Raw genomic sequence first — 26,413 nt, 5'->3', positions numbered from 1 at the left:
TGCAGGAGGCATATATGCGATCAAGTAACACAAAGCGCGTTGTTCTTGGCTGCTTTGCCGCGCTCTTCATGTTTGCGTCGACTGGGAGTGCCCTGGCATTAACGACCACACCTGCCAACAACTTCCTGCCGGTTTATCTACCGCTGTACGAGCAGATCAAAAAATTGAAAAAAGGCACTCCAACGACGCAGCCGAAGCAGGAAGAGCTGTCTGTCATGGAGTATAGTTCGCACAACCATATATATACAATCCTCCGCTATTGCATGCCGATAAGCACGGAGAATTGCCTTGTCTCCTTCTACCGCGACGAAATCAGGGACGAAAATTTTTTCGGAGCCGCAGTTTTACCTGCCTTTTCGTCGTATTGGGAAACGCAGGTGAAACTCTGCGAGCACTGCGCCCCTGCGCATCCGATCTCTTTTCATTATGAGGACGGGTTTAGAGACAGTGCATGTTCGATTACGATCATTGTGTCAGATGAAGGCGTGCTCCAGTATCTCGGCTGTCCAAAATACTGACCGGGGCCGCCACATGCGGCAAATCGGCTCATAGGCACGCAACACAGGTCAAACAACAACAGGATAGACAGGTATGGCTGATGCGGAAATCACCGGCAGCAAGGATTTGCTGCGCAGTTTTTTCTACCTTTATGACAAGTCGCCGAGTTTCAGAAAGATCCTCAGCGATCCTCAATGGCAGAAAAGGCGCTTCAAGAAGATTGAACTGGTTTGGGTTGAAGGCCCAACATACCCACGCTGGCCTGGCGGTGACAAACCGACACCGTTCGTTGCCACGTCACGTGTGGTTGGGGATGACAATAACCGGACGTGGAGGATGGAAATCAACCGCCACCTCATGGGACAAATCAGAGAACTTGCCGGTGAGGATTCGCCGTTGACCGATGAAGATTCTCTGGTGAATCATGTGCGCCCGATGACCCTCGAAGAGACGATTGCCCACGAGATGGCGCACGCTCTCTATCCAGCCGCTTCCGTTGGAGAAATGCTCACAAGGGGCAATGAGCGTGAAGTGCCCGTGGTCGAAAAGGTCAATGAAATCCGCCGTGACCTGCGCCTGAGGCGGCGCAGGATCAAAGACCCGAAAGACCTCCGGCATATCTTCCAGCGGGCCAAGCACTACAACGAACCGTGGGTTGAGGGTGTCTACACAAAGGAAGAGAACATCCGTCGCACGACCGGCTGGCGCGCGCACCCGGTTCTGGCTCCGGCCAACTATGAGAGCAAGCTCTGGAAACGGAGAGGCGAGGGAGGGGATTCCAGGGAAGCGCAGCCGGAAACACGACCCAAATCCACAACGTTGCGAGGCCAGGAACCAGTTTCTGAACCGCCGCGTCTACAACTGGATCCCACCGTGCACCGTCTTCTGTCGGGCGATCTTTCGGCGCTCGATCCGCAAAACGGGCCGTTCTCGCCGAACCTCCTGCGCTTGCTGATGGGCGGCAATGTGCCGCGGGTCAAGGGCGCGACGCGGCTTCACGATATCGCGCGGGTGCCGGCCAACCGGGTTGGCCGGTGAAAGCAAAAAGCCAACCGTATGACCGATGCGCATTTCTCGGAATAAACAATAATAATCAGGGCCATATGGCCCGGTTGGCTGCATAGGGCTCTTACAGCAGCCCAATGGGATCGCGATCTGTCCGCGAATTCCCCATAAACGCATTCGACCGCTTGAAAATCGCATCACCACGCCCGCGCAAATGCTCGCCACGATCGACTTTGGTACTTCCACGACCAGCGATATTCTGGTAAGAACAAAATAAGAACACAATTGCGGGTAGCAATGGTTCGAGCCTATGTGCATGCGTTCGAACATGGGAGAGATGCCATGCGGATCAATGGGATTGCAGGTGTTTTGTTCGTCGCGATTGTTGCGCTCGGTGTATATTTGTCGGCGTCCGCTGCAGGCGCGCAGGTTGTCTTCTGGATCGAGCCGAAAAACGGCTTTCAACCTGTGGATGCTGGGACCTTTGAGCAAATCAAGAAGCTTCAACGGTCTGTCTTTGTGTCCAATCTGGATGTGGCGAATCTGTCCGTTCAGGATTTTCGGTCCGAGAACCATGTCTACCGAGTATTGCGTTTTTGTCCCGCCGACGAACCCGGTGAGTGCTTGACCTCGTTTTATCGTGGCGGATTCGCGGACGAGAATCTGCATATTGCCACGATACTGCCGGGCATCACGGTCAGCGAGTATGAGTCGTTCTTTTTTTGTCGGGACTGTGGGATCCCTTATGTAGTTCGGTTCATTAGTCCGGCGCCGCCGCTCAGCACGTTCTCTTGTTCCACCGTAGCCTATTTCACCGACAACGCGGCGTTGCTCAATTTTGGTGCCAGTTGTCCCAACTGATGGGCTGCCTCACTGATGAATTGGCTGAGACGCTAGTGTAAATCTTCGGGGTGCCAATGCGACTGATTTATCTCAGGCGAAGTCTTGTCGGAACGCTTGCCATGCTTCTTCTCATTTGGTCGAGCAGCATTGGCCTTGCGGTCATGGCCTCGCCAACCAACAAATTCTCACCTGTTGATCTGCCGCTTTACGAGCAAATCACGAGGCTAAAAAAAGGTGTACCAACCGCCGGTCCAAAGCAGGAGGAACTGTCATTCGGTCGAGTCCCGTTAGCCAATCATGAATACACAATCATCCGCTATTGCAGCGAAAAAATTGAGGGACCCTGTCCCGCCTCAATCTACCGCGACGAAATCACGGACGAAAACTATTTCGGTTCGATCATCCTTCCAGCGCTCTCAACAACCGCGGATACCGCTCTGAAGTTATGCGAAACCTGCACACCAGAACTCCCTATTTTGTTTAGTGCGCACCATGGCTCGTTTTATGAAAATGGCTGCTTTATTGCTCTGATTTTCGCTGACGAGGGTGTTCTTCAGTTTTTTGGTTGTCCATCCAGCGACTGAAGTTTCGGTGCGCAAGCCACCGGCCTTAACAAAACGTCTCAATCCCCCTTAACAAGGAAACAGTTTAATGGCTGATCCGGAAATCACCGGCAGCAAGGATTTGCTGCGCAGTTTTTTCTACCTATACGACAAGTCAGAGAAGTTTAGGGAACTCTTCAACGATCCGGAATGGAAGAATAGAAATTTCAAGAAAATCGAATTGATATGGCGAAACGGACCCCGAAATCCTTATGCTCCAAATTCCTATGCCGCCAGTTCCAGATTGGTCGGTGACGGTCCGGACCGAATCTGGAGAATAGAAGTCAACTGGAATCTTATGGGGCGCATATCTGATGACAATGTCGCGAATTCCGAGCTTAATCACAATCGGACCGTGACGCTTGAGGAGACGATAGCGCATGAGGTGGCGCATGCTCTCTTTCCGTCCAGGTCCTACGGTGACTTTCTCTCCAAAATAAGAGAGCGGGAAGGTGCCGTGATCGACATCGTCAACGGAATAAGGCGGGATTTGCGGCTAAGGGAACGTCAAATAAAAGACCCCAAGAAAGATCTAAGGTTCCACTACAAAAAGCCCAAGCACTATAACGAACCCTGGGTTGAGGGTGTCTATACAAAGGAAGAGAACATCCGTCGCACGACCGGCTGGCGCGCGCACCCGGTTCTGGCTCCGGCCAACTACGAGAGCAAGCTCTGGAAACGGAGAGGCGAGGGAGGGGATTCCAAGGAAGCGCAGCCGGAAACACGACCCAAATCCACAACGTTGCGAGGCCAGGAACCAGTTTCTGAACCGCCGCGTCTACAACTGGATCCCACCGTGCACCGTCTTCTTTCGGGTGATCTTTCGGCGCTGGATCCGGAAAACGGGCCGTTCTCGCCGAACCTCCTGCGCATGCTGATGGGCGGCAATGTGCCGCGGGTCAAGGGCGCGACGCGGCTTCACGATATCGCGCGGCCGCCGGCCAACCGGGTTGGCCGGTGAAAGCATAAAAAGCCGCATCGCCGATACGCATTTCTCGGAATAAACAATAAGGATCAGCGCCATATGGTCCGGTTGGCTGCATAGGGCTCTTACAGCGGCCCAATGGGATCGCGGTCTGTCCGCGAATTCCCCATAAACGCAGACAACAAACGTAACATCGCTTTTCTGCGCCCGCGAACAAAGTACGGCGCTTTGCGAAATTAATTGACGGGCGGAACAAAAATAGAACACAATCTTTGGTAGAATTCCCGACCGAACTGGAAACGGGAAATTCACAATGCGACCGGGTTCATTTGTATTGACGCTGATACTGTTGGGCGCCTTGACCATCTCTGGCTGTTTCTTCGTCTCGAAGTCAGAGGTGAAAAAGCGCGTGCAGTCAGCCCTGCCGAATGTCGAGATCACGTCCGATATCTTTCGCTTGGATCCGGATTGTTCGTTCACGACCTGGATCGTCCATGACGAACTGACCGCCGACCAGGTTTTGCAAAGCAGTGCTCTGGCCTCTTTTCAACAGTTAGGCAAAACATGGCGTGAATACCGATCGTACAGCGGCTTTATAAGCGCTGAGAACAGGGAAGGCCGTCCGGGCATTGCGCACGAACTTTCAGGAGCGGCACTTTCCGCAAAGCAGTGCTTCCACCTGGATGACGATATCACCCTGGAATTGCTCGGCACGGAGCCGATCATAGCAACGACCACAATTCACGGACTTAGCGTCCTGTTTTTCTTCAAGAAGGACATGTCCAAATTTTACCATTTCACTTCAAGATGAGCATAGCCCATGACAGTCAGATATGACGATGACCGTAAAGCCTGGATTTTTGACGACGTGACCGAAATCTCCGGGACCATGTTCAACAATCTGCTCAAATGGGGGCAGCCATATACACCATATGATACCGGATTGTTCAGGCACGATATTTATGATTCCGGCCTGGATGGATTGCCCACCGTCATATTCAACAACCAGGATGTTCTCTCCAATGGATTTGGAAAATATGTCCGACTGACTGATTTCGATATCGTCAAGAGACTCAAGAAATCCGGAGTGGATTTACCGGACGGTGTCTACTCGCTAAAAAAACTTCAGGATTTGGGTTTGTCGCGAAAGGGGAGGCGGCCTGAAGATGGCGGCAGGTTCGGTGATCACGCAATGCCAAGCAATCTATACTGGAAAAGATATCATGTCGGACTCTCAAACGACCTTCCGTGGCCAGAGGCCGCCTACGTGTTTGGGTCCGTCCGTTTTCAGATGTCAGATGACACGGTGTTCAAGTTCAAGGACGGAAAGCTTTACGGTGTAAAAGGCAGCATCGAAATCCAGGAAGACAATTTCGATCATAGATCGGACAACATTCCACCGTTGGCTTCGACGATTATTCATGGGGCGGTTGGAGACGATCAGAATTACGATCATGTGAAAATGCTGTTCGAGGGGCCGGGAAAGGAATTGACATTTGGCAATTTCGACCCCGACAAGAACATCGGAAAAGTCCAAGGGCAATCCAATAGTCTAGGATCGCAACGGCAGCCATCGCTTCAACTGGATCGCACCGTGCACCGTCTTCTGTCCGGCGATCTTTCGGCGCTGGATCCGGAAAACGGGCCGTTCTCGCCGAACCTCCTGCGCATGCTGATGGGCGGCAGGGTGCCGCGGGTCAAGGGCGCGACGCGGCTTGAGGATATCGCCAAGCCGCCGGCCAACCGGTTTGGCCGGTGAAAGCATAAAAAGCCGAATCGCCGATACGCATTTCTCGGAATAAACAATTAAAATCAGGGCCATATGGCCCGGTTGGCTGCACAGGCCTCTCACAGCAGCCTAATGGGATCGCGGTCTGTCCGCGAATTCCCTATAAACGCAGACAACAAACGTAACATCGCTTTTCTGCGCCCGCGTACAAAGAACAGCGCTTCACGAACCCAATTGACAGGCAGAACAAAAATAGAACACAATCGGTGGTAGAATTCCTGACCAAACTGGAAATAGGAAATTCGTAATGCGACCGGGTTCATTTGTTTTGACGCTGATACTGTTGGGCGCCTTGACCATCTCTGGCTGTTTCTTCGTTTCAAAGTCAGAGGTGCTGAAAAGAGTGCGCTCGGCATTGCCGAATGTCGAAATCACAACGGACGTTTTCGAGGTCAATTCGACTTGCTTCCTGACGTCCTTCAACGTGCATCAGGAACTTTCCGCAAAACAGGTTCTTGAGAGCAGTGCACTTGCATCCTTTCGCGGTCTGGGCAAGCGGTGGATGGAATCGCATTCATTTGCACACTCGCTGGACAGCCCGGACAGCGAACTTCCAGACAGTGTCAAGTTGGGTATCAACCACGCCATCATTGCCGCAAAACCATGCCTGGATAAGGCAAACCTTACCCTGCACGATATCGAATATAGCCCGGTCATTTTTACGTTTACCCCTTACGGGAGAAGCGTAATTTTTTTTCTGAAGCACGACATGACCAAGTTTTACTACCTTGTGGAAATCTAAAGTATGACAATTCGCCATGACAACGAGCGAGATGCCAAAGAAATGAACTCCGCGCAAGACTGTTCACTAACAGTCTATTCGCCACGATCTCCCGGATAGCGAATGGTTGTGCCGTCGTTCAGCACCATCACGACGCCTGTGGAGTCTGTGTGCACATCGGCTTGAGCGGTAAACTCGTTGTTTTGGCCATAGCGCACGGTGGCTTTCTCGGGCGTATGCCAGGTAACATTGAAAGTTCCGTGTTTGAAGAGCAACTCGCCTGACGCCGCGCTTGAACTGCCGTAGGCGCAGGGCTGAATTTCACCGTTCATCGAGCAATTGTCCCAATGCCAACAGCGGTAGGTGTTCCCGTCGCAGAGATCTGCTGCCAAGGCCGATTGTGACAGCGGTGCCGCTGCAAGAATTATCCACTTCATAGGGGCTCCCATGAAAAAATATGACGAAAAAATAGCCGGTCGACTGATGAATGACCTTATGGCTGATTTTGACCTCACAAGAGCGCAAGCCACCGGAATCGTGGGCAATTTGGCCCATGAATCAGCCGGTTTCAAGACGTTGCAAGAAATATCTCCGGTTGTGGCCGGATCGCGCGGCGGATACGGTTATGCGCAATGGACCGGTAAACGCCGAAAGCTGTTTGAAGCCTACGCAAAGACGAATGGTCTTGATCCGGCTTCTTATGAAGCGAACTATGGATTTTTGGCTTATGAGCTTTCGAACGATTACAGATACTCTCTGGCGGCCGTGAAGAAATCGAACAACTCGAGTGAAGCCGCAAAAGCGTTCTCTGATAAGTATGAGTATCCCGGAATCCCTCATTTAAAGAGCCGCTATGCGCTTGCACGCGACATCGAGATGAATCCAAAGGTCGGATTTCAAGCGCCGGTCCCTCTGGGCAAAGGCGTAATTCCACGCGACGTCATCAACAAGATCACCACAGATTATGGTCCGCTTTGAGGTGATATGACGACACTGCAGAATCCACCTACGCCGGATCGCAGAATAGATGACCGGTCTGAACAAGGGATAGCTGACAAGAAAACACGCGACGCGCGCAAAAACGGTGGGCAGGGTACTCAGGATGTAGGTGAAGCGGATCCCATCGCGGACATCATTGAGCGCTCGAACGTCGAGCAGGCGAAAAGGAAACGGAAGCTCGGCCTCGATCCCAACCTCTAACGTCTGCTGTCGGGTGATCTTTCAAAGCTCGATCCCAAGAACCGGCCGTTTTCGCCGAACATGCTGCGCATGCTGATGGGAGGCAGGGTGCCGCGGGTCAAGGGGGCGACGCGGCTGGAGGATATCGCGCGGCCACCGGTCAACCGAGTTGGCCGGTGAGCGTTGGGCAATCTGGAAGTTTCCGGTAAATCATCCGAAGGCTGCAAGGGAAATAAACGCAGCAAATACAAGCCGGTAATACAGATCGAACTGTAAAAGGCTTCCGCAGCCATCTAATAGGATCGCGGTTTGTCCGCGAATTCCCTATAAACGCAGACAACAAACGTAACATCCCATTCCTATGCCAGCGCCGCTAATTTGCGCCAATGATCAAACGCGAATGACCGTAGAAATTGACATCAGAACAAAATAGGAACACAATTTTAAGCTGAAGTTTAATTGAAGCGGCGCCCATGGCTCATGCGCCAGTCAGCCTTGCAACACTCAACCGCGCCGCTCTTTAAGATGAGAACAGATCCGATGAAAAAGCCGCAGAGTAAAGAACAACGCGGCGGTCGGTGGAAATGAATTTCCAACGGTGACTGCACTCGGTAATGCTGAACCGATCAGTCCGGCATTCGGCGAGAAAAAATGAAAAGAATAAAGAAAATAATTCCATATCTGGCAATTTTGATTGTGGTAATATTGTTGCCTTTTGCGGCACCCATAAAAAACAATATACATCTTTTTATATTTGCGAGGCAGCTTAATAAAGTCGAAGAAGTTTTGGAAGGTTACTATCTGATGTTGGCAAAAGGGTCCGACATTTACGTTTCCGGAAACGATTCGGTATGCGGATTTCGCGCTGTTCGTGTGTATAAGTATTGGGCGATGGGCCAAGAACGGGAACTGATCAGAAAGATTGAGAGTTTAAAGTTTTCATCCGCCAAGAAGGTTGAGTTTTACGAAGATGTCGAGACGTCTGTCGACTACATCAGCGGCCGGCTTATTGTGCAGATAAGCGATGCAGGCTATTCGGCGGGACTGGATTTTAGGTGCTGGTAGGGGGAGAAGTTCATTGAAGAAATATCTCACTATTGAGAAAGAGCGAGAAGATGCAATTCTTGATAATACAGACCAGAAATTTCAATTCCAACACCAGGAAATAGATGAAATCCCAGAATTCAAATATGGGATATCTGAAAATGAGGTCGACATAAATCCGTTCGGGCTTCCAGTGAAGCTATCATTGCAAGCCAATAAAGGGGCCGGAAAATTTGTCAGGGAACATGCTGGGGTTATCGAAAAGGCGGCAAAGGAGTTTGCGGTCGGCACGGACCTTGTAAAAGCGGTCATCTACACCGAGATGGCCAGAGGCTGGTATGACAAATTGAACCCGCTGGGCTCGCCGACGGTCCTGCCAGGAAATGTCGATAAGACATGGGAAGCGCTGATACCGGGTAGTGACAGGCACAACAGGAATGACAATATTCGCATAACGGCAAAGCTGCTCTCCGAAATTGAAAAGCGGCTGGATGTGCCATTTCCGGAGGATGTCTATTCTCTGTATAACAGCATGGCCCATGACAGGACTTATCGGAACAAAGAATTAAAGAGCACGCCGTATTTCCTGAAAAAAGTGCTTGAGGCACGTGCATGGGAACAGGAGAACTGGTCACTCGATAAGGAGCGCAGACAGCCACACAGGCGCAGCACAAAGCGCCTTCTGTCCGGTGATCTGACAAGGCTGGGTTCCGACCGTCGACCGTATTTGCCAAATCATCTTCGTCTCCTGCCACCAAGTCTTGTGCCGCAAGTAAAGGGCTCGACGCGGCTGGAGGATATCGCCAGGCCGCCGGCCAACCGGTTTGGCCGGTGAGTGACACGCAGTCAAAAGGATTTCGGTAAAACAGTCGAAGGCTGCGAGAGTTATAAACGCAGCAAATACAAGCCGGTAATGCAGATCGGACTGCAAAAGGCTTCCGCAGCCATCTATTGGGATCGCGGTTTGACCGCCAATTCCCTATAAACGCAGACAACAAACGTAACATCGCTTTACTGCGCCCGCGCCGAGAGCTTTCACCGGTCGGCGACAAGGCGCATTCACTCAAACAAAACAGTACCGCCATGCACCGCGCTGAACCGCGCGGTGCTGCTGCTGTTTTCCGCGCGGCCTCAGCCGTGCGGCTTCTAAGCGCACAACACAAGGAACATACCCATGACGATGTCTGAAGGGTCCGCTCCGGCGGGCAGCCTGGATGCTGGAAACGGCGAGGCCGCTGAAGGGCCAGCGGCAGCAGGCAATATCGGACCATCAGGATCAGGCGCGTGCAACGACGCAGGCACTTGTATCCGAATGGGGCAACCCGAACAGCGAAGAGTTCAAGGCCAATCAGGAATATTTCCACAAAGCGGTGAATGCGCTGGGTGGCGAAGGTCTGATGGATGAACTCTACAGCTCCGGAATCATAGACAATCATGACCAGATCATGATGCCGGGCGTTGTCCTCGCGTTGGCGAAAGCCGGTCGGGATCTCTTTTCCGAAGACCACATGGTGACCGGGCAGGGCGGCGGCAGGAACCCCTTTGCCGAGGACAGCAAGAACTGGGGCGAGCAGAACGCCATCATTCGCGATGACCCGCAACACGCGCGCAACCTGATCCGGGCCGCGGGCAAGGACCCGCGGACCTACAAGCTTTGACGCTGAACCGGTCAGGCGCGCAGCCATCAAGGAAGAACTTCAATGGCAACGACCAAACAAACCGACATCATCACGCCGGAGGTTTACCTCGCCTATATGGAGGAGGAGTTCCCGGAACGGAACATCTTCGTACGCTCCGGCATCCTCGAAAGCCCGCCCAAGGAGGTGCAATCGCAGCTCAATGCCGGCGGGCGGCTGATCAACATGCCGTACTGGGATTATCTTTCCCGCAGCGCGCCGGACATAGTCTCCGACGACGACACGGTGGAGATCACGCCGCGCAAGATCACGGCGAGCAAGGACCAGGCGGTCAAGCATTATTGGGCCAAGGCCTATTCGCACATGGACATTGCCGGCGTCATGGCAACGGGCAACCGCAAGGACCCGGAGGGCCATGTTCTCAAGCACCTGTCCGAGGACTGGATGGGCGCCGAACAGACCATGCTGATCGCCGCCTGCCGCGGCGTCTTCGCCGACAATGCGGCCAATGACAGCTCGGACATGATCTATTCGGTCTACCAGGACATCGCATCGCCCACGGCCGCCAACAAGTTCTCGCGCTCGGCCTTCGACCGGGCCTGCCAGACGATGGGCGACCGGCTCGGCGACGTTGTGGCGATCGCCATGCACTCGTCGGTGTTCCTGTCCGTCCAGGACAATGACGACATCGACTATGTGCAGGATTCGAAGCTGGAAAAGGAGATCCCGTACTACAAGGGACGGCTGGTCATCGTCGACGACCAGATGCCGGTCACGGCCGGCACCAATGCCAGCAAATACACCTGTTTCCTCTTCGGCCGCGGCGCCTTTGGCTACGCCTCGGCGGCACTCGATGCCGATCAGGCGCTCGAATATGACCGCTCGCCGCTGAAGGGCAATGGCGGCGGGCAGACCAACATGGTCACCGGCCGTCACTGTGTGCTGCACCCGCGCGGCGTCAAATGGACGGATGCGTCCTGCGCCGGCATCTCGCCGACGGAGGCCGAACTCGCCAACGCCGCCAACTGGGACCGGGTCTATGACCGCAAGAACATCAAGCTCGCGCAGCTTGATGTGAATGCCGGCTAAACCGCCAACCAGACGGGGGCTTTGGCCCCCGTCAACTCCGGAGACAGGATATGACAAGCAGGAAAGCCATCCTCGATGGCAACGACGTCGTGCGCCGCAATCACCTGAAGCGGCTGGCGGACGGACCGAAGGGCATTGCCCATCTCGTTCCCGCCGATGACGGCAAGGCCGAGGCCCGCAGCAAGCTCAATGATGAGGTCGCCGAAATCGGCCGCAGGAACCACGCGGCTGCGACGCGCGCGGCCAAGCGCAAGACAAGGGCAGGGGGCAGCAAATGACCATCGACCCGTTCAAGAGCAAGAGCGGCGACGTTCGCTCACCGTTCCGATCGGCCCACGCCGTGACGCTGGACGCCGATTTCGATTTCACCAGCCGCGCCGTCTATGCGGGCGCGGCGGGCGATGTGTCGGTGGTGCTTGCCGATGGCGGCACCGCCACATTCAAGGGCCTTGCCGCCGGCACTACGCTTCCCGTTGCCGCAACGCGGGTGCTCTCTGTCAATACGACCATTGCCGCCTCCAACCTGCTGGCGCTTCTGTAAGGAACTTCCATGACTTCAGCGATGACCGAAACCGGCGTCTGCAACATGGCGCTGGACATTCTGCATGAGGGGCCGATTTCCTCGATCGAGGATGACGAGCCGAATGCCCGCCGCTTCAAGCGCAATTTCGACGCGCTGCGCGACGCATTCCTTGCCGCCCATCCGTGGAACTTCGCGGTGAGCCGGGCAAGCCTTGCAGCCAGCGCCGACACGCCGTTTTTCGGCTGGGACTACAAGTACCTGCTGCCGGGCGATTGCCTGCGGCTGCTGCCGTTGAAGGAGGGCGGCCTGTTCGACGGCGCGAATATCGCCCATGAAATCGAGAACGGCCATATCCTGACCGACGCGCCGGCGCCGCTGAAGATCCGCTATGTGCGCCGCGTCGCGGAACTCGGCCTGTGGTCGCCGCTGGCGGTAACGGCCTTTGCCTCGTTCCTTGCCGCCAATCTCGCCCATGCGGTGACGGGCAAGGCCAGCTATGCCCAGTTTGCTTCGGGCCGCTATGACAATGAGCTGAAACGCGCGCGGCGCATTGACGGGCTGCAGGGCTCGCTCGAACGCGCCGACACGAACGACGTGATCGCGGTGCGCGGATGACCGTCTATCCGATCCAGGCGACCTTCAGCCGTGGCGAACTGGCACCGGTGCTGCATGGCCGCGTCGATATCGACCACTACCGGATGGGGCTTGCGAAGTGCGAGAATTTCTACGTTCTCAAGCAGGGCGGCCTGCGGCGGCGCTCCGGAACGGTGTTTGTCGCCGAGGTCAAGGACAGCAATGACGCCTGCCGGCTGTTTCCCTTCGCCTTCAGCGAGACCCAGGCCTATGCCATCGAGCATGGCGACCAATACTGCCGGTTCTTTGCGCTTGACGGACAGGTGCAAAGCGGCGGCGGTGCCTATGAGATCGCGTCGCCATTCGCCCTCGCCGATATCGCCGCCGTCGACCACACGCAAAGCGCCGATGTGCTCTACATGGTGCACGGCTCCTACGCGCCACGCGAGCTGCGCCGGACGGCGGAGACGAGCTGGTCCTTCTCGACATTCGCCTATGAGGACGGGCCTTATCTGGACGAGAACAGCACCGCGACGACGCTGACGCCGGCCGAAACGGGGCATGCCACGCCAGAGATGACGAGCAATACGGCGCCAAGCGGAACGGCCAGCGCGAGCAACGGAAGCGCCAATGCCTACAAGATGTTCGATCGCGAGAAGGCCGACAGCATCGACCTCGATTCAACTTCTTCGGGCTGGCTTCAGTACCGCTTCGCATCAAGCGCGCGGAAAGTCGTCGACGCCTATTGGCTCACGGCTCCCAAGGATGCCGCCCAGCATGCCGATTACATCACCCAATGGGAGTTGCAGGGCTCGAATGACGGCGCGACCTGGGTGACGCTTGACAGCCGGGACGGCGAAACCGGCTGGTCCGGATCGGAAACCCGTTTTTACGAATTGGAGAACGATGCCGCATTCGAATATTACCGGCTGAAATTCTCCGGCGGCGGCGGTTCCGACGGCAATGTATGCACCATGGCCGAACTCGCGCTTCACCAGAAGGCGAGCGACCAGACGCCGTTCAATCTCACGGCCTCCTCGACGACGGGCATCAATGGCGGCGCGGGCTTTCAGATATCCGACACGGGCCGGCTGATCCGCCTCCTTGGAAGCGACGGGCGGTGGCGGTGGGCCGAGATAACTGAGCGTGTGTCGGCAACGGTGGTGAAGATCCGTCTTCACGGCCAGGCGCTGCCGAACACGGACCCGATCTCGTTCTGGGCCATGGGCGCCTGGTCCGATCAAAGCGGCTGGCCGCACACGGTCGGGTTCTATCAGGAAAGGCTGGCCTTCGGACGCAACGATACGTTGCCGCGTACCATCTGGCTGTCGAAATCGCTCAACTTCAACAATTTCGGGGAAAGCACACCTTCCGAGGCATCCGACGGCATGTCGATCACCATGACCGGCGGCCGGCTCAACGCCATCTCCTTTATCCGCGAAAGCGGCGACCTGGTGATCGGGACAAGCGGGTCGATGCGCACGCTCGGACCGGGTTCGAACGCCGAGGCGTTTTCGTCCACCAACATCCAGCAGCGCCAGCAGACGACGACCGGCGCGGCTTCGGTATCACCGGTCACGATCGGCAATACCGTCATTTATGGCGGTTTCCACAAGGCGGCGCTGCACGAGTTCTCCTACTCGTTCGACGTCAACGGTTACCTGTCGCCGGAGCTGACCGTGCTGTCGGCGCACGCCTTCAAGCCGGGCATTTCATTCATGGCCTATCAGGAATCGCCGGACAGCATCATCTGGTGCGGGCTTGCCGATGGGACGCTGACCGCCACGACCTATGACAGGGCGCAGAAGGTTGTCGGCATTTCGCGCCATCGCATTGCCGGCGGCAGCGTTTCGCAACCGGGCGTCGTGGAGAGCGCCTGCGTGGTTCCCGTCGAGAGCCGCGACCGCCTCTGGATGATCGTCCGGCGAACCATCAACGGGCAGACGAAGCGCTATGTCGAATATCTTGAAATGCCGTTTGACGGCGGCTCCGTTCCCGATGGCCTATTCCTCGACAGCGCCAGAACGGTGACCAATGGCAGCCCGGTATCGTCGGTGAGCGATGCTTCGCATCTTGAAGGTGAGACGGTGGGCGTCTTTGCCGATGGTGTCGATATCGGCGACGCCTTTGTCTCAGGCGGCGCATTCACGCTGCCCGGCGGGGTCGCGGCAAGCAAGATCACCTATGGCCTGCGTTACGAGAGTGTCGCCGAGACGCTGCGCATGGCGCAGACCGGCAACCGGGACGGCACGGCGATCGGCCGGCGCGCGCGTATTGTTTCAGTGGCGCTGGATCTTCTCGAGACCGCCTACATCAAGGCCGGGTCCGCGTTGCGGCAGTTCGAATATCTGTTTCGCGAAACGTCGGAGAAGCTTGAGAGCGAGCGGTCACTGTTTACCGGCGTGAAATCCGTCGCGGCCGAGGACAACTGGTCGAATGGCGGGGTCGTGGTCATCCGCTCCGACCGGGCGTACCCGGCCACTATTCGCAGCATCATCGCATCCGTGGAAGGAGAACCCTGACATGTGCACACCCCTTATCGGCGGTATCATCACGGGCATCGGCAGCCTGGTCAGCGCGCGCAGCCGGGCCGCCGCGGCGCGCTCGCAGGCACAGTTTCATGAGCGGCAGGCGGCGATGGAGCGCCAGCGCGGCGCCTTCGAGGGCGCGCGGGCGAGCGACAAGGCGCGACGGCTCCAGGGCCGGCAGGTGGCGAACTACGCGGCGTCCGGCGTGCAGCTCTCCGGCAGCCCGGGCAATGTCATCGACGACAGCGCCGCAGAGGCGGCGCTGGATATCGGTGCCATCCGCCAGGGAGCGGAGGTCCGCGCTTCAAACGAACTGTTCAGTGCACGGCAGAGCCGCGAAAGGGCACGATCGATTATGGCTGCGGCGCCGTTCGGCTTCGCGGCGCCTCTGATCGAGGGCGTAGCAGCGATCAAATAACGACGGGTGACATATGCCACGCATACCGATTTATACGGCACAGCGGACGCTCGACACGGATCGTGGCGGGATGCCGCGCGTGCAGGCCAACGACCATGTCGGAAAGGCCCTTCAGGGGCTGGGACGAACCATCGCTTCGCTGCCTCGGCGGGAGACGGAAAAAGACCGTAACAGCAACACACCGCAAAATCGGCGGGAACAACGCCGGCACGCCCGCGAGTCGTTCAGCATGGTCCGCACCGTACTGGATGCGCAAACTGCACTGAAGAGGGGCCTCATCGCGCGCCGTGAGACCATCGACGCAGATGGTGCGGGCTTCTACGAGACCTACAACAAGGAGGTCGTGGAGCCGGAACTCGCCAAGGCCGTGGCTGCTTTTCCGCCGGAGGAACAACCGGCGGTCAGGGACATGATTCTTGCCCGCGCCGAACCGGTTTTGCAGCGGGCCGCGGAAACCGAGCGCAACCAGTCGATCGGCTTCTACGAGGCCGAGACCGTTCGCCTGGCGGCGGGTATCCTGGACGATGTCGACCTCTCCATGGAGAGCTTCGTCAACGCTCGGGAAGAGCTTGGCGAACTGCTCGGCCTTTCCGTGCTGCCGACGGATCACGTCCGGAATCTGGCGAAGCAGTTCGACAAGGAGCTTGCCTGGACCGCCGCTTCGCGCATTGCCGGGCAGGATCCGGAACGGCTCATGGACGGCATGCTCGGAACTAGGTTCGTTGCCGACGACAACGGAACCGACACCGGCGGGGAGGGCGGTCCGAGCCCGCTTACCAGGCCGCGCGCTATCGCGCGGTTACTGACCGGCGGCGATGAAGCTGCGCGCGTGATCGAACGGTTCATGCTCAAGGCTTTCGGACAGCCCGATACGGCAACGCAGGCAGGCGACATGACGCTGGCGACGGCGGCTTACCTTGATCGGGACCTTGCCTATCGGTTGGGCGATTGGGCAACGGCCACCACCAAGCCCCGACGCGGCGACCTCGTATTGCTGCCGGAAGGCGGTATCGGCCTGTTCGACCGGCCCGCCGATGGGGACCGTTCGCTTGTCCTGACCGCCGACGGGGGCGGCGCACCCGCGCTTCAGACTTACGACCGGCAAGTGCTGGAGTTTCGCCGCGTGCGCAAAGTCCCTTCGGACGAATTGGCTCAAATGGCCAGGGCAGCGCGCGCGGCTTTTGGATTGCAGGAGAGTGTGGCGATCACCGAGCCCGATCCGAGATTTGCCGCCCTGTCGCTTGCCGAACGTCTGACCTTGCTGGCTGCACTGGACGACCGCCTAAACGGATCGCTTGCCGCGGGTTCAAGTGCCGATGAACCGTACCGAAATGCAGGCGCTGCAGACGACGGCTGGAAAGACATCGAAAACGGCATGCGCATCCGGAGAAAAGACTAGTGCCCACATTCGAAATCGAAACGCCGGGCGGACGCTTCGAAGTCGACGCGGCTGACCATGAGAAGGCCGTCGCGGCGCTGCGTCGTTATGTGCGGTCTTCCACCGGATACACGGGTTACGTGCTGCCAATTCGAAAAGACAGCCTTGGCGAGGTGTCCTTGGCCGTACCCCGCCTATTGTCGGACATATGGGCCGGAGCCAAGGATGCCATAACGCTACCCGGTGATGTCGCAAGGGGCCGCTACAACCTGCCCATGCTCGATGAACCGGGCATTGCGGAAGACGACGCCGGCAACGTATACAGACACGGAAAGATTGTCGGCAACCGAACTGCAAATGAGCGGAGTTTTCTGGATCGCGCGATTGGTCTGGGCGGGATGGCCGTCGGGACTGGAACAGGGCTCACGGCAACACAGGGCGCCCGGCGCGCTTTGGATCCTTCTGTCCTGAGGTCTGGCGGTGGCGGGCGGCGTATACCGTTCCATAGAAGATCAACATCGTCGCCAAAGGAGTTTTCGGAAGAAATTGCCTCCGTCCTTGAAACCGGAATCTCTTCTAGAGGCAGACTGTTTCGAGAGGATCTTGGAGAAATTACAATTGATCTGGGAGTGCCGGGAGACCCAAAGAAGCGATTTCAGGGTGGTTGGGGCCTGAGTCACATAAAAGACAAGCGAACAGCTGAAGGTCTTGATGGAACAGCGTTTGTAGGCAAATTGCTCCCACAAATACTATCTAAGGGTAAGCTGAGTTTTGAGAGATCGGGTAGGGGCAGACGCAATGCTGTACTCGACTTTGGTGATTACCAAGCCAACTTAAGGTTGGAGAGACACGGACGCCGCGAAACGTGGCTTTTAACTGGATTTCAAAAGGTTGATTTGCCCCGGTGAATGCCAGATGCATTAACACCTGATAATCTACGCACTTCAGAACCCCCCATATGGGATAACTGCAGTGGGAGCGGGGCTACAAACAATATAGCCACAAGACGGTCCGCAAGAAATGCCAATTTGAAAGAAAATAAGCTCCGGGGTGGACGGCCTCCCACCAGCAGGACCGGTTTCCTGCTCATCGCCATCGACATACCCATAACCCGGTCACGTATGAAGATAGCCGTGTGCCGACAAATTTGAGCCGGAGCCAAGTATAAAATAGCGCTTTTTGCCGACGCATTCCATGCCAATATTGAAACGCCGAAAATAAACCACCCGCTAATTAGGTGGGACGGGGCATAGCCCCTGCTGCATCAGCACTTCGAGAGTGGCGCTTTAGCCTACGTCCAAACGAAGGTTACTCCGTTTCCCGACGGGGTGCTCGGCTAACCCATGGGGTGCACACCGTCCCGTTCGCAACATAGGAATTGAAGAGCAGGCGGTCAATGCACTTAAAGATTGAAAGAAGAAAATCAAATTCCAGTAGATTTGTGAGAGTGAGCCCCAGGTGCAAGCCCGGCACCGACCGAAGTCCCTTTCGCGTACGGATTGGGTAGGGCCCGCGAACATATAGTCACAAAATGTGAGGCCATCAAACCGACTTCGCGACTCAATTCGATGCGCTGGTTGCCCGCAAATTAGGTGGGACGGAGGAAGAGCTAGGTTGCGTCGCCGTATAACGACGCTTCAACAAACGTCCAAACAGATATTACGCCGTTTCCCGTATAGGTACTCACCGTCCCGCGATCAAAGTAGAGATTGCGCAGAAAAAGGTCAATGCACCAAAGGGTTGAGATTCGATTTCGGAGCTTTGTCGATTTGGGAAAACAATAAGCTCCGGGATGGTCAGCTATCCATCGGCAACACCCGAGTATGTTGCCCTTTTAGTCAATCCCATACTTGAATCTCGGATATGAGAAATCTGTTGCTGGATTAAGCCGGAGCCGGCATCACCATAGACCCTTTTGTTGAGCGATACCATGCCAGCAAAGGCCGCCCGGTGAAAGCCAGGCGCATGAGCACATGGCAATCTACGCACCGCAGAACCCCCCATATGGGATAGCTGCGATGGGAGCGGGTGGCCCCGATGCGTCACAGGAATAGCCTTTCCCTGTGGGCTACGCACCCTGACCCCCCGGTATAGGATGCCAGGGTGGGAGCGGCGCCGGGTGCAATTTAGAAGGGAAAATGTTGTTGAGAAATACCATTATGGAGAGCAGGTGGGAGCTTCGCGATCGGGGCCGGCAGAGCATGTTTTGCGGGTGTTCGATGATGATAGGACAAATGTGCAAAGGCGGTCGCAAAACGCTGGTGGCCCGGTGAACCGCAGAAGTGGTGTGCCCCTGCGGCCTACGCACAAAAGCTTCCTTTTTCCAGAAGACAGATGTGGGAGCGGGAAACTCCGGGATGGTCAGCTATCCATCAGCAGAACCCGGGTGATCTGCTCTCTTTCGTCCTGCCGCACATATTGTCCCGGATACGGCAGGCGTCGCTGAGTTAAGCCGGAGAATGACATCACAAGTCCGAACGCGGCTTGCGAACCCATGTGACCTTCGGTGGACCGGCCAGCTTCGTTCCTGCGCCGGATCTACGCACGCACGCCTCCCGGTACTGCGCGTGTGTGGGAGCGAAGGCCGGCAGAGACTTACGTCGTATCGGGTCGGATTTCAAGTTATGCGTGTATTGCGGCGCGTTGGCCGTTTTCTAGCACCATGTCGGGCGGCCGACAGGCGCGGTTGCCCGGAGCAGATTTATCCAGGTGAGGGCTGTGCCTTGTGGCAGCCCTCTTTCGTTCAACAGAGGTCAATATGACAATTTCAACGACGACCAACCGCGTCCGCGCGGCGGGCGACGGCAGCACGACGGTGTTTGCCTTTCCCTATTACTTCGAGGATGCGGGCCACCTTTCGGTCTATCTGACGAATGCCGGCGGGGCGGAAACGCTGCAGACCATTTCGACGCACTACACCGTTTCGGGCGCGGGGAATGGCGGCGGCGGATCGGTGACCTTCATTGCCGCGCCGGCGGCGACGGAGACCGTGACGATTATCCGCAACGAGCCGCTGACTCAAGGAACCGATGCCGACGATGTCGGTACCTTCCGCGAGCAGGCGTTCGAAAGCCAGTTCGACCGCCATGCGCGCCAGGCGCAGCGCCTGCAGGAGCAGCTCGACCGGGCGGTCAAGATGAAGAAATCCTCGGCCAACGGCGGGTTCGACTTTCCCGAGCCAAGCGCTGACGCTTTTGTTGGGTGGAGCACCGGTGCGACGGCTTTGGAAAACAAGACGGTTGCCGCGCTTGGTGCGGTCGAGGTCGTCGACGAGGACCATATGTCCTCCGACAGCGCCACGAAGGTTCCGAGCCAACAGAGTGTTAAGGCGTATGTTGACACGGAGATAAGCGGCCTTTCAGCCGTTTACCAGCCGCTCGACGCCGATCTGACGAAGATTGCCGGCCTTGCGAGCGCGGATGGCAATTTCATTGTTGGAAGCGCGACGGGATGGGTCGTTGAGAGCGGCGCGACTGTTCGCAGTTCGCTCGGTCTTGGCACCACAGACACGCCCGAATTTTCGGACATCACCCTTGGCAGATGGACCAAGGTCTTCAACGAGACATATGATCTGTTCTCAAATGTCGTGGCTTCGTCGATTTATCTCAATGGGACAATCGCCGACATCGCGACCGGTAAGGAACTCCATGGCATCAGCGTTCGGCCAACTCTTTCCGACGTTTCTGGCACGGGCATTTTCAAGGCCGTCGATTTTGATGTTCTGGTCACCGCGTCAGACGCCGGGGCCAATGTCTACGGCGCGATAGGTGCGATAACAATCGGCGGCGCGGGGGCCGCCAAGGGCCTCACTGGCAGAGCGATCTCTGCAAGCGGCCACACTGGCAGCCTCACCGGCATTGTGGCCGGCGTTAACGCCTTGTCTACATCAGGAACTTGCCAGGCTCTGCAGCTTTCCAACCAAACCGGCGCCGGCGCATCGATTGATTACATTATCGGCGCCAACAGCAACGACGGGAATGACGTTGACGCGGCGCGCGGTGTCTATTTCAATCCTGAGCATGTCTTCACCGTTGGCATTTATACGGCAAGGCTGAATGCATCTCCGGGCGGCGCGGACTTCATACGCCTGGAGAACTCGGCGGAAAGTGTCGTTTATAAGGTCACTGAGGGCGGCGTGTCGCGCGGTGCGGGCGGCTCAGCATCTGGGCCGGGAATGTCATTTGCAACGGATACGAATACCGGTGTGTTTCTGCAAGCCGCAGATGTCCTTGGCTTGACGACGGGTGGAACGCAGCGCGTTCGCGTTGACAGCAATGGCATGCAGGTGAACACGACAGACGGTGCGTCGAGCAATGGTGAAGACTTTACCGTACAAGGCTTCATGGTTGCAGGCGATCGTGGGCAAACCAACCCGGCAATCATTATGGGCAACGTCGGCGGTGGCGCGGTTGTTGGCGCACTAACCAACCATGATCTGGTGCTACGAGCGAACAACGCTGCGGTCCTCACGGCGAAAACGGACGGGCGACTGCAGTTGAACAATGCCGGGGCGTTCGAAGCCAACGGTTCCGTCTCGGTTTCGCTTACAAGTGTTGGGCCATCTGGCGCGAGCACTACGGTGCAGGAATGGCTTGAAATTCTCAACAACGGCGGCACTGCCCGCTATATTCCCTGTTTCTAGGAGCGATTATGAAAGTGAAGGTTGATGAACAGCTTACGGATATTTTCGGCAATCCAGCAGTGGATGAGAAAAAGGAGCCGATCACATTCAAGCAGGTTGCCATAACGGCGCTTCTGTACAAGGACCCGGCACCGACGCCGCAAGTCGCCCAGATACAAGAGACAAATGTTTACGACCGATACAAGCTGGCGAATGCCATCGTGACGGCAACGGGAGAGGTCAATATGAAGATCGAAGAAGCGGCGCTTCTGAAGAAGCACGCGGAAAACTGCCGGCTCCTTACCGTGGTCGCGCAAGGTTGGCTGATAAAGCAGATTGAATCCTCAGAGTAGCGCAATTCTGCCTTGCGCTGCCAACGCCCCGTTGCTATGGCGCGATATGGCCAAACCATGGGCAGATATCAGCCAGGATGTACTGCCGGAGCTTCCGGCAATGTTGGGCTACGAGGAGCGTCAGTTTCTATATTGGCTCGGTGCTCGGAGTGAAGGCCGAACGATTATCGATCTAGGCACGTTTCTGGGTGCGTCAGCGGCATGTATTGCTGACGGCGCTCAAGCAGCTGGCAGCGACTCGCGGGTCATCAGTTATGATCTGTTTTTATACGGGCCATGGTGTGAGCCGTACAAGTCGCGCATGGACGGCTTCAATGGCAAAGATGTTTTCTCTTGGGTCGAGAACGCGCTTTCGCCTTGGGGTGATCGTATAGGACTTGTCAAACGTGACATCACGACGCAGCGGTGGATCGGCAATGAGGTTGAAGCCCTATTCGTCGATTTCACACAGAACTGGGATCACCACAATCACGTTTGCAGGCATTTCCTTCCTCACCTGAAGGTCGGAGGAATTCTCGCCCATCAGGACTATGTGCATGTCTTGTGCTATTGGCTGCATATTTTCATGGAACGGTTCGCTGATCATTTCGAGGTGCTATCGAGGCGCATAGAGTACAGCACCGCAGCTTGGATATTGCGCGATAGACTGCCGCCTGAGGCGTTTGAGCCATTGAACAAACAGATGACAGTGCCGGAGATGATGGACCTCCTGGCGAGCTCCATCACTCGATATGATGGCGTTTGGCGCGCGTTAATCGAGTTGTCCCGTGTCCGGTTCATTTTGCATGCATATGGGGTGGATGCGGCCAGAGCAGAGTTGAAGGTCTGGCAGGATCGAAACGGCATGCACGAGTCCGCGCAGCCGCACTTTGAAGTTTTGAAGCAGGAAATTGAAGACTGGCCGCCAACCGGTGATCCGTATGCCGGCTATTTCATGACCCGCTGACCAAACAGCACTAAACCAAACAGGAAATCCAATGAACCGCAAAGCTCTATGCGGCGCTGCGTCGTCATGAGAGCCGTCTTTGCGACATCACTCTCTCACCAGCAGGTAAGAGGAATCCAGGCATTCTCGATGCCTTTGCAACCCATGGCGACGGGCGGGGTAAGACACTCGCCCATGCATTGACCACAGCCTATCACGAAACGGCGCGACGCCGGTTGAAGCACGCACGCTACGCGCACCCGAGCCGCCATATGGCCATTGCTACAATGGCAGGGGTCAGGTCCAGCTCACCTGGAAGCGGAACCATCGGCTCTCCTGCAAGGATGCCGGTGTGTACCTGATCAGATATCTCGACAAGGCGCTCGATCCCGTCCTGGGCGCTCGCATTCTCATAAAAGGCCTCCTTGATGGCCGCTGGATTTGCAAGGGGTTCGGCATCCGGCACTATCTGCCGGACGCCGGCAAGGATGATCTGCGCAATGCAAGCGGATGCCGATCATTTGTCAGCTTCGATCACAGAGCATCAGACAGACGAAAATAAACTGTCGCAGCATATCCGCCTGATGCACTAAGAAAGGTGCGTGCTATAGCATTGCTCGTGAAACACGCCAAAGACATTGAGTGACCATAAAGTGGTCTGGTGCTTAAGTTGAGGGATTTCTTTGCGATACGATACCGTGGCATTCTAGAGTAACGCCGTCAGCAAATCGGCCCATTCCCAAGGGATGGTTCAAATGGTTCGTCAACCAAGCGGCGTGTTTGTATTTGAGTTCAATTCAAAATGGTGTAGACGGCTTTGAATTGGTAAAGCGTGTGGTGCCCGACCAAAGTGAAATGCTACCTCATCAATCTTGAACGGTCCGCTGACAGGCTGGATTGGTTTGTGTCCAACAACGCGTTCCCCAACTGGGAGATCGTGCGCGTGGGAGCCGTTGACGGCACTACCTTGGAAGCTGCAAATCGGGCAAGTCTGTTGAAGCAGAAGAAAAGCGATTATCCGATGCCCGCCGGCGTGCTCGGCTGTTTTCTCAGTCATCGAAGAGCCTGGAGCCGGATGCTTGAGGCCGGAGACGAATGGGCATTCGTGACCGAAGATGACGCCCATATCTCGAAAAGCGCCATGCAGTTGTTTTCCAACAGCGACTGGCTGCCTGACGATGCCGATATCGTCAAGGCGGAGACGACCCGTGGCAATACCGAGGTTTCGGCTGATTCACGACCTGCAAAGGGAGGTTTCAGGCTCCGAAATTTGAAAGCCGCCCACCGCGGTACGGCCGGATATTTCCTGTCCAGGAAAGCGGCGGCGCGCCTGTTGAAGCTTACTGAAGATTATTGCGATCCGATCGACGAAGTGCTCTTTAACCCGGAGTTGGGCCTGACGGGCAAGTTGAATATCCTGCAGCTCGACCCCGCCATATCGGTACAGGATGTGTTCGCCAAGCGCTCAAGTGGATTACAGCCGACAATACGGCATTCCATTCCGAAACAGAAAAACCGAATGCCTTTCGGGCCCGCGAAAATCGAGCGGGAGTTTTTCCGGGTTTACCGCAAATCCGTGCGGCCGAGGCTCCTTACGTGGATGCGCAAATCATCCTTCGGACAAATCGCGCACGCAGATGACTAGGATCGGAGGCTATTGCCGTAAAAATCGCGGCACTATCTTCTTCAGTCTCGTCCTAATCGGCCGAATATAGTGCGCATTTCCGTCCGTGCGCCGGCGGGGCGACGGGAGATGTCCGCCAAGCAGAGACTGCATCAACTGGCGATTGGTGCACAGATGTGCCGCAAGGCGTGAGAAACCGGAGGGAAAGCCGTCTTTTGTGTCCGTGTAATAAAGATTGGCAGCATTGCCCAGCGACAGCAGGTCAATGAGCGAGAGTTCCGCTGCGTTCCTTATTTCCTTTGCAGTCGCGTATGATTCCCGATCGTGGAGTGGTCGAGAATTCGTGTCCGGTAATTTTGCGATGGTAAATACATCACACCGCGCGAAATAGGATTGTGCGTGTTCGACGACAGCAGGATTGTCGCTGCAGATCAGAAGTTTTCGCCCGGCGGTCTTCCGGGCGATCTTGCCGAACAGGAACGTGTAGTCGGTTTCATAGTCGGTATTGCGGATGTGGGCGGCATCGTAGCCATCGCCGATATTCGCGAGGACGGCTCCCACTCGTTCGGCAAGGTGCTTCGACAGTCTCAGCCTGCTGAGAAGCCGAAATGAATCTGTACCGCCACCGCACTGCTCGTGCACAAGCACGCTTTCATCATAGGATCGCGAAAGATCAAAACGAAGCCTCCGCCCGGTGACATCGTCTACGAAGTTGCAATCCTGGCGATACTCAGAACGGTACCCACGCAGCCGGCCATATAGCTCGGGTGGGTAACAGCTTGAACGGTTGAGTAAATCCATGACGTCATCCGCAGCGTCAAACCTTACCAGTGCGGATTGATCGATGGGAGAAAAGAAGAAAGAAAAATCATCGCCCAGGCAGGTTTGCCTGGTGTCTACGACAAGTGACCGGGCAAATCGTTCGGCATAGTCCCAGCATATCGCAATCTGACACAGAAGGTCGTTCAATCCCCCTTTTGGGCGGCAAAGGACATATTTTTTCACCGAAGAGTATTCCTTTTGCGCCGATCCAGACAGTTCGCGGCATCTGTTGGAACTCGACGCCTTTACTTGAGCCCTATGATGCAAACAAGTCGAATGTTACAAACCAGACGGCATGTTCAGACGCAACCCGTACGCAACTCAGAGGCAAAAAACACGTCTGAAATTGTGAACATGGACCTACCGATGGGATTGTTTGTTTGTCGAAACGTGTTCTGCTGACATTTGCCGATAACGGACTTCGTGCCAACCTCCAGCGCCTGGAGAGACAAGCTGTCGAAATGGACGTGTTCGATCGTGTTTTCATACGAACCGAAGATGATTTGTCCGCGAACTTTCGAAGAGAATTCAAAGACAAGCTTGTGACCGGCACACGCGGATACGGATATTGGAGCTGGAAGCCGCAGATCATACTGCAGACATTTGATGAAATGGATGAGGGGGACGCGCTTTTGTATCTGGACGCCGGGTGCCACCTCAATGCCCACGGCAGAAAGCGCATGCAGGATTATTTCGAACGCGTAAACGCCGCTTCATCGGGTATTCTGGCATTTCAAGCCATTCCACCCGGTGGTCCGCTGCTGCGTGACGAGGTAAAATTCAACAAACTAATGGAGGCGGTCTGGACAAAAGGCGATCTCATCGATCATTTCGGGGTACGAGACAATGAAGATGTGCTCAATACACCCTCCATCGCGTCCGGTGCCATTTTTTTTCGCAAGTGCCCCGCATCGGTCGCCCTGGTGAGCAAGTGGCGTTCGGTTTTTTCGCAGGATTTCAGCCTTGTCGATGACACGCCGTCCAGATCACCGAACTATCCGGATTTTATCGAGCATCGCCACGACCAGGCCTGCTTCTCGATTCTCTGCAAACTGGCTGAAGTGGACAGGATATCCGTTTATGAGACCTGGTATCCGAAGCCGGCGTCATCCGAAGATGGCAGCGATGGCGTGGACTGGGAAGCACTGCGTGACTATCCGATTCACGCAAAGAGGGATAAACCGCGCAGCCGCATGTCAAGGCGGCGCATTTCCATTCGCAAGCGCTTGTCGGCACTGTCAGGCTACCTGACCAATTCATCGAACAGATAAGGGGTAAAGCCCTTACGTCTTTCCCGCGCGCTTGCGCGGGCTACA

29 protein-coding genes are annotated in these 26,413 nt (G+C 56.1%); 26 read left to right on the top strand and 3 right to left on the bottom strand.

The features are described 5' to 3' along the window. Positions 1 to 14: 14 nt before the first annotated feature. The 8 genes from OOZ53_RS01460 to OOZ53_RS01425 all read left to right on the top strand — a co-directional run bounded on the left by OOZ53_RS01460 (position 15) and on the right by OOZ53_RS01425 (position 6,404). Positions 15 to 518 carry a hypothetical protein gene (locus OOZ53_RS01460; RefSeq protein WP_271087510.1) on the top strand — a complete coding sequence of 168 codons (504 nt, stop codon included), beginning with the start codon at positions 15 to 17 and terminating at the stop codon, positions 516 to 518. A 73-nt stretch (positions 519 to 591) separates the two neighbouring features. After that, positions 592 to 1,536 carry a hypothetical protein gene (locus OOZ53_RS01455; protein WP_271087509.1) on the top strand — a complete coding sequence of 315 codons (945 nt, stop codon included), beginning with the start codon at positions 592 to 594 and terminating at the stop codon, positions 1,534 to 1,536. A gap of 309 nt (positions 1,537 to 1,845) precedes the next feature. Further along, entirely contained in the window at positions 1,846 to 2,364 is a 519-nt protein-coding gene (locus tag OOZ53_RS01450; protein WP_271087508.1) for a hypothetical protein, read from the top strand. Between the two features lie 101 nt (positions 2,365 to 2,465). Beyond that, positions 2,466 to 2,930: a hypothetical protein gene (locus tag OOZ53_RS01445; protein ID WP_271087507.1), complete on the top strand. Its 465-nt coding sequence runs from the start codon at positions 2,466 to 2,468 to the stop codon at positions 2,928 to 2,930. Positions 2,931 to 2,997: 67 nt separating this feature from the next. After that, positions 2,998 to 3,909 (top strand): hypothetical protein, encoded by a 912-nt coding sequence (locus tag OOZ53_RS01440; protein WP_271087506.1) that lies wholly within the window; start codon positions 2,998 to 3,000, stop codon positions 3,907 to 3,909. 298 nt (positions 3,910 to 4,207) lie between these two features. After that, a complete protein-coding gene (locus OOZ53_RS01435; protein ID WP_271087505.1) occupies positions 4,208 to 4,684 on the top strand; it encodes a hypothetical protein in 477 nt (158 codons plus the stop codon). 78 nt (positions 4,685 to 4,762) lie between these two features. Further along, entirely contained in the window at positions 4,763 to 5,632 is an 870-nt protein-coding gene (locus OOZ53_RS01430) for a hypothetical protein (protein ID WP_271087504.1), read from the top strand. A 277-nt stretch (positions 5,633 to 5,909) separates the two neighbouring features. Beyond that, on the top strand, positions 5,910 to 6,404 hold the full coding sequence (locus OOZ53_RS01425) for a hypothetical protein (protein ID WP_271087503.1): 495 nt from the start codon (positions 5,910 to 5,912) through the stop codon (positions 6,402 to 6,404). A gap of 74 nt (positions 6,405 to 6,478) precedes the next feature. Here the strand turns inward: OOZ53_RS01425 and OOZ53_RS01420 are convergent, their stop codons facing one another. Beyond that, positions 6,479 to 6,820 (bottom strand): hypothetical protein, encoded by a 342-nt coding sequence (locus tag OOZ53_RS01420; RefSeq protein ID WP_271087502.1) that lies wholly within the window; start codon positions 6,818 to 6,820, stop codon positions 6,479 to 6,481. A 10-nt stretch (positions 6,821 to 6,830) separates the two neighbouring features. Between OOZ53_RS01420 and OOZ53_RS01415 the strand changes: the two genes are divergently transcribed. The 16 genes from OOZ53_RS01415 (at position 6,831) to OOZ53_RS01340 (ending at position 22,672) form a co-directional block, all read left to right on the top strand. Then, a complete protein-coding gene (locus tag OOZ53_RS01415; protein ID WP_271087501.1) occupies positions 6,831 to 7,361 on the top strand; it encodes a phage tail tip lysozyme in 531 nt (176 codons plus the stop codon). Between the two features lie 6 nt (positions 7,362 to 7,367). Further along, on the top strand, positions 7,368 to 7,583 hold the full coding sequence (locus OOZ53_RS01410) for a hypothetical protein (RefSeq protein WP_271087500.1): 216 nt from the start codon (positions 7,368 to 7,370) through the stop codon (positions 7,581 to 7,583). 630 nt (positions 7,584 to 8,213) lie between these two features. After that, positions 8,214 to 8,627: a hypothetical protein gene (locus OOZ53_RS01405; RefSeq protein ID WP_271087499.1), complete on the top strand. Its 414-nt coding sequence runs from the start codon at positions 8,214 to 8,216 to the stop codon at positions 8,625 to 8,627. A 13-nt stretch (positions 8,628 to 8,640) separates the two neighbouring features. Continuing rightward, positions 8,641 to 9,441: a hypothetical protein gene (locus OOZ53_RS01400; RefSeq protein ID WP_271087498.1), complete on the top strand. Its 801-nt coding sequence runs from the start codon at positions 8,641 to 8,643 to the stop codon at positions 9,439 to 9,441. A gap of 379 nt (positions 9,442 to 9,820) precedes the next feature. Next, entirely contained in the window at positions 9,821 to 10,264 is a 444-nt protein-coding gene (locus tag OOZ53_RS01395; RefSeq protein WP_271087497.1) for a hypothetical protein, read from the top strand. A gap of 42 nt (positions 10,265 to 10,306) precedes the next feature. Beyond that, complete coding sequence (locus tag OOZ53_RS01390) at positions 10,307 to 11,332, top strand: major capsid protein (protein WP_271087496.1); 1,026 nt, start codon at positions 10,307 to 10,309, stop codon at positions 11,330 to 11,332. Between the two features lie 50 nt (positions 11,333 to 11,382). Beyond that, positions 11,383 to 11,610, top strand: coding sequence for a hypothetical protein (locus tag OOZ53_RS01385; protein WP_271087495.1), 228 nt, complete (start codon positions 11,383 to 11,385; stop codon positions 11,608 to 11,610). Further along, on the top strand, positions 11,607 to 11,873 hold the full coding sequence (locus tag OOZ53_RS01380) for a spike base protein, RCAP_Rcc01079 family (protein ID WP_271087494.1): 267 nt from the start codon (positions 11,607 to 11,609) through the stop codon (positions 11,871 to 11,873). The genes OOZ53_RS01385 and OOZ53_RS01380 overlap by 4 nt, the downstream gene beginning before the upstream one ends. A 9-nt stretch (positions 11,874 to 11,882) precedes the next feature. Then, the gene (locus tag OOZ53_RS01375; protein ID WP_271087492.1) at positions 11,883 to 12,470 is read left to right on the top strand and encodes a phage connector family protein; all 588 of its coding nucleotides are present in this window, start codon (positions 11,883 to 11,885) and stop codon (positions 12,468 to 12,470) included. Further along, entirely contained in the window at positions 12,467 to 14,950 is a 2,484-nt protein-coding gene (locus OOZ53_RS01370; protein WP_271087491.1) for a phage tail protein, read from the top strand. The genes OOZ53_RS01375 and OOZ53_RS01370 overlap by 4 nt, the downstream gene beginning before the upstream one ends. Before the next feature lies 1 nt (position 14,951). Then, on the top strand, positions 14,952 to 15,374 hold the full coding sequence (locus tag OOZ53_RS01365) for a hypothetical protein (protein WP_271087490.1): 423 nt from the start codon (positions 14,952 to 14,954) through the stop codon (positions 15,372 to 15,374). Positions 15,375 to 15,387: 13 nt separating this feature from the next. Next, positions 15,388 to 16,773, top strand: a complete 1,386-nt coding sequence (locus tag OOZ53_RS01360; RefSeq protein WP_271087489.1) for a hypothetical protein — start codon at positions 15,388 to 15,390, stop codon at positions 16,771 to 16,773. After that, complete coding sequence (locus OOZ53_RS01355; protein WP_271087487.1) at positions 16,773 to 17,660, top strand: hypothetical protein; 888 nt, start codon at positions 16,773 to 16,775, stop codon at positions 17,658 to 17,660. The genes OOZ53_RS01360 and OOZ53_RS01355 overlap by 1 nt, the downstream gene beginning before the upstream one ends. Before the next feature lie 1,907 nt (positions 17,661 to 19,567). Further along, complete coding sequence (locus OOZ53_RS01350) at positions 19,568 to 21,394, top strand: hypothetical protein (RefSeq protein WP_271087486.1); 1,827 nt, start codon at positions 19,568 to 19,570, stop codon at positions 21,392 to 21,394. Between the two features lie 8 nt (positions 21,395 to 21,402). Further along, entirely contained in the window at positions 21,403 to 21,726 is a 324-nt protein-coding gene (locus tag OOZ53_RS01345) for a hypothetical protein (RefSeq protein ID WP_271087485.1), read from the top strand. 46 nt (positions 21,727 to 21,772) lie between these two features. Beyond that, positions 21,773 to 22,672, top strand: coding sequence for a class I SAM-dependent methyltransferase (locus tag OOZ53_RS01340; RefSeq protein WP_271087484.1), 900 nt, complete (start codon positions 21,773 to 21,775; stop codon positions 22,670 to 22,672). 229 nt (positions 22,673 to 22,901) lie between these two features. Here OOZ53_RS01340 and OOZ53_RS01335 read toward each other — a convergent pair whose 3' ends face one another. After that, complete coding sequence (locus OOZ53_RS01335; RefSeq protein WP_271087483.1) at positions 22,902 to 23,117, bottom strand: hypothetical protein; 216 nt, start codon at positions 23,115 to 23,117, stop codon at positions 22,902 to 22,904. A 366-nt stretch (positions 23,118 to 23,483) separates the two neighbouring features. On the opposite strand from OOZ53_RS01335, the gene OOZ53_RS01330 reads away from it, so the two are divergent. After that, the gene (locus tag OOZ53_RS01330; RefSeq protein ID WP_333780579.1) at positions 23,484 to 24,296 is read left to right on the top strand and encodes a glycosyltransferase family 25 protein; all 813 of its coding nucleotides are present in this window, start codon (positions 23,484 to 23,486) and stop codon (positions 24,294 to 24,296) included. Between the two features lie 9 nt (positions 24,297 to 24,305). Here the strand turns inward: OOZ53_RS01330 and OOZ53_RS01325 are convergent, their stop codons facing one another. After that, positions 24,306 to 25,280 carry a nodulation protein NodZ gene (locus OOZ53_RS01325; protein WP_271087482.1) on the bottom strand — a complete coding sequence of 325 codons (975 nt, stop codon included), beginning with the start codon at positions 25,278 to 25,280 and terminating at the stop codon, positions 24,306 to 24,308. A gap of 197 nt (positions 25,281 to 25,477) precedes the next feature. Between OOZ53_RS01325 and OOZ53_RS01320 the strand changes: the two genes are divergently transcribed. After that, positions 25,478 to 26,368 (top strand): hypothetical protein, encoded by an 891-nt coding sequence (locus OOZ53_RS01320; RefSeq protein WP_271087481.1) that lies wholly within the window; start codon positions 25,478 to 25,480, stop codon positions 26,366 to 26,368. Positions 26,369 to 26,413 lie beyond the last annotated feature (45 nt).

It is taken from the genome of Allohoeflea poritis (genome assembly GCF_027889715.1).
Taxonomy (GTDB): domain Bacteria; phylum Pseudomonadota; class Alphaproteobacteria; order Rhizobiales; family Rhizobiaceae; genus Hoeflea_A; species Hoeflea_A poritis.
This window is presented reverse-complemented; position numbering and strand designations above follow the sequence as displayed.

Bases quoted from the DNA above. Each gene is read 5' to 3' on its own strand.
- OOZ53_RS01460 (WP_271087510.1), top strand. From the start codon at position 15: ATGCGATCAAGTAACACAAAGCGCGTTGTTCTTGGCTGCTTTGCCGCG.
- OOZ53_RS01455 (WP_271087509.1), top strand. From the start codon at position 592: ATGGCTGATGCGGAAATCACCGGCAGCAAGGATTTGCTGCGCAGTTTT.
- OOZ53_RS01450 (WP_271087508.1), top strand. From the start codon at position 1,846: ATGCGGATCAATGGGATTGCAGGTGTTTTGTTCGTCGCGATTGTTGCG.
- OOZ53_RS01445 (WP_271087507.1), top strand. From the start codon at position 2,466: ATGCTTCTTCTCATTTGGTCGAGCAGCATTGGCCTTGCGGTCATGGCC.
- OOZ53_RS01440 (WP_271087506.1), top strand. From the start codon at position 2,998: ATGGCTGATCCGGAAATCACCGGCAGCAAGGATTTGCTGCGCAGTTTT.
- OOZ53_RS01430 (WP_271087504.1), top strand. From the start codon at position 4,763: ATGTTCAACAATCTGCTCAAATGGGGGCAGCCATATACACCATATGAT.
- OOZ53_RS01425 (WP_271087503.1), top strand. From the start codon at position 5,910: ATGCGACCGGGTTCATTTGTTTTGACGCTGATACTGTTGGGCGCCTTG.
- OOZ53_RS01420 (WP_271087502.1), bottom strand. From the start codon at position 6,820: ATGAAGTGGATAATTCTTGCAGCGGCACCGCTGTCACAATCGGCCTTG.
- OOZ53_RS01415 (WP_271087501.1), top strand. From the start codon at position 6,831: ATGAAAAAATATGACGAAAAAATAGCCGGTCGACTGATGAATGACCTT.
- OOZ53_RS01410 (WP_271087500.1), top strand. From the start codon at position 7,368: ATGACGACACTGCAGAATCCACCTACGCCGGATCGCAGAATAGATGAC.
- OOZ53_RS01405 (WP_271087499.1), top strand. From the start codon at position 8,214: ATGAAAAGAATAAAGAAAATAATTCCATATCTGGCAATTTTGATTGTG.
- OOZ53_RS01395 (WP_271087497.1), top strand. From the start codon at position 9,821: ATGCTGGAAACGGCGAGGCCGCTGAAGGGCCAGCGGCAGCAGGCAATA.
- OOZ53_RS01390 (WP_271087496.1), top strand. From the start codon at position 10,307: ATGGCAACGACCAAACAAACCGACATCATCACGCCGGAGGTTTACCTC.
- OOZ53_RS01385 (WP_271087495.1), top strand. From the start codon at position 11,383: ATGACAAGCAGGAAAGCCATCCTCGATGGCAACGACGTCGTGCGCCGC.
- OOZ53_RS01380 (WP_271087494.1), top strand. From the start codon at position 11,607: ATGACCATCGACCCGTTCAAGAGCAAGAGCGGCGACGTTCGCTCACCG.
- OOZ53_RS01375 (WP_271087492.1), top strand. From the start codon at position 11,883: ATGACTTCAGCGATGACCGAAACCGGCGTCTGCAACATGGCGCTGGAC.
- OOZ53_RS01370 (WP_271087491.1), top strand. From the start codon at position 12,467: ATGACCGTCTATCCGATCCAGGCGACCTTCAGCCGTGGCGAACTGGCA.
- OOZ53_RS01365 (WP_271087490.1), top strand. From the start codon at position 14,952: ATGTGCACACCCCTTATCGGCGGTATCATCACGGGCATCGGCAGCCTG.
- OOZ53_RS01360 (WP_271087489.1), top strand. From the start codon at position 15,388: ATGCCACGCATACCGATTTATACGGCACAGCGGACGCTCGACACGGAT.
- OOZ53_RS01345 (WP_271087485.1), top strand. From the start codon at position 21,403: ATGAAAGTGAAGGTTGATGAACAGCTTACGGATATTTTCGGCAATCCA.
- OOZ53_RS01340 (WP_271087484.1), top strand. From the start codon at position 21,773: ATGGCCAAACCATGGGCAGATATCAGCCAGGATGTACTGCCGGAGCTT.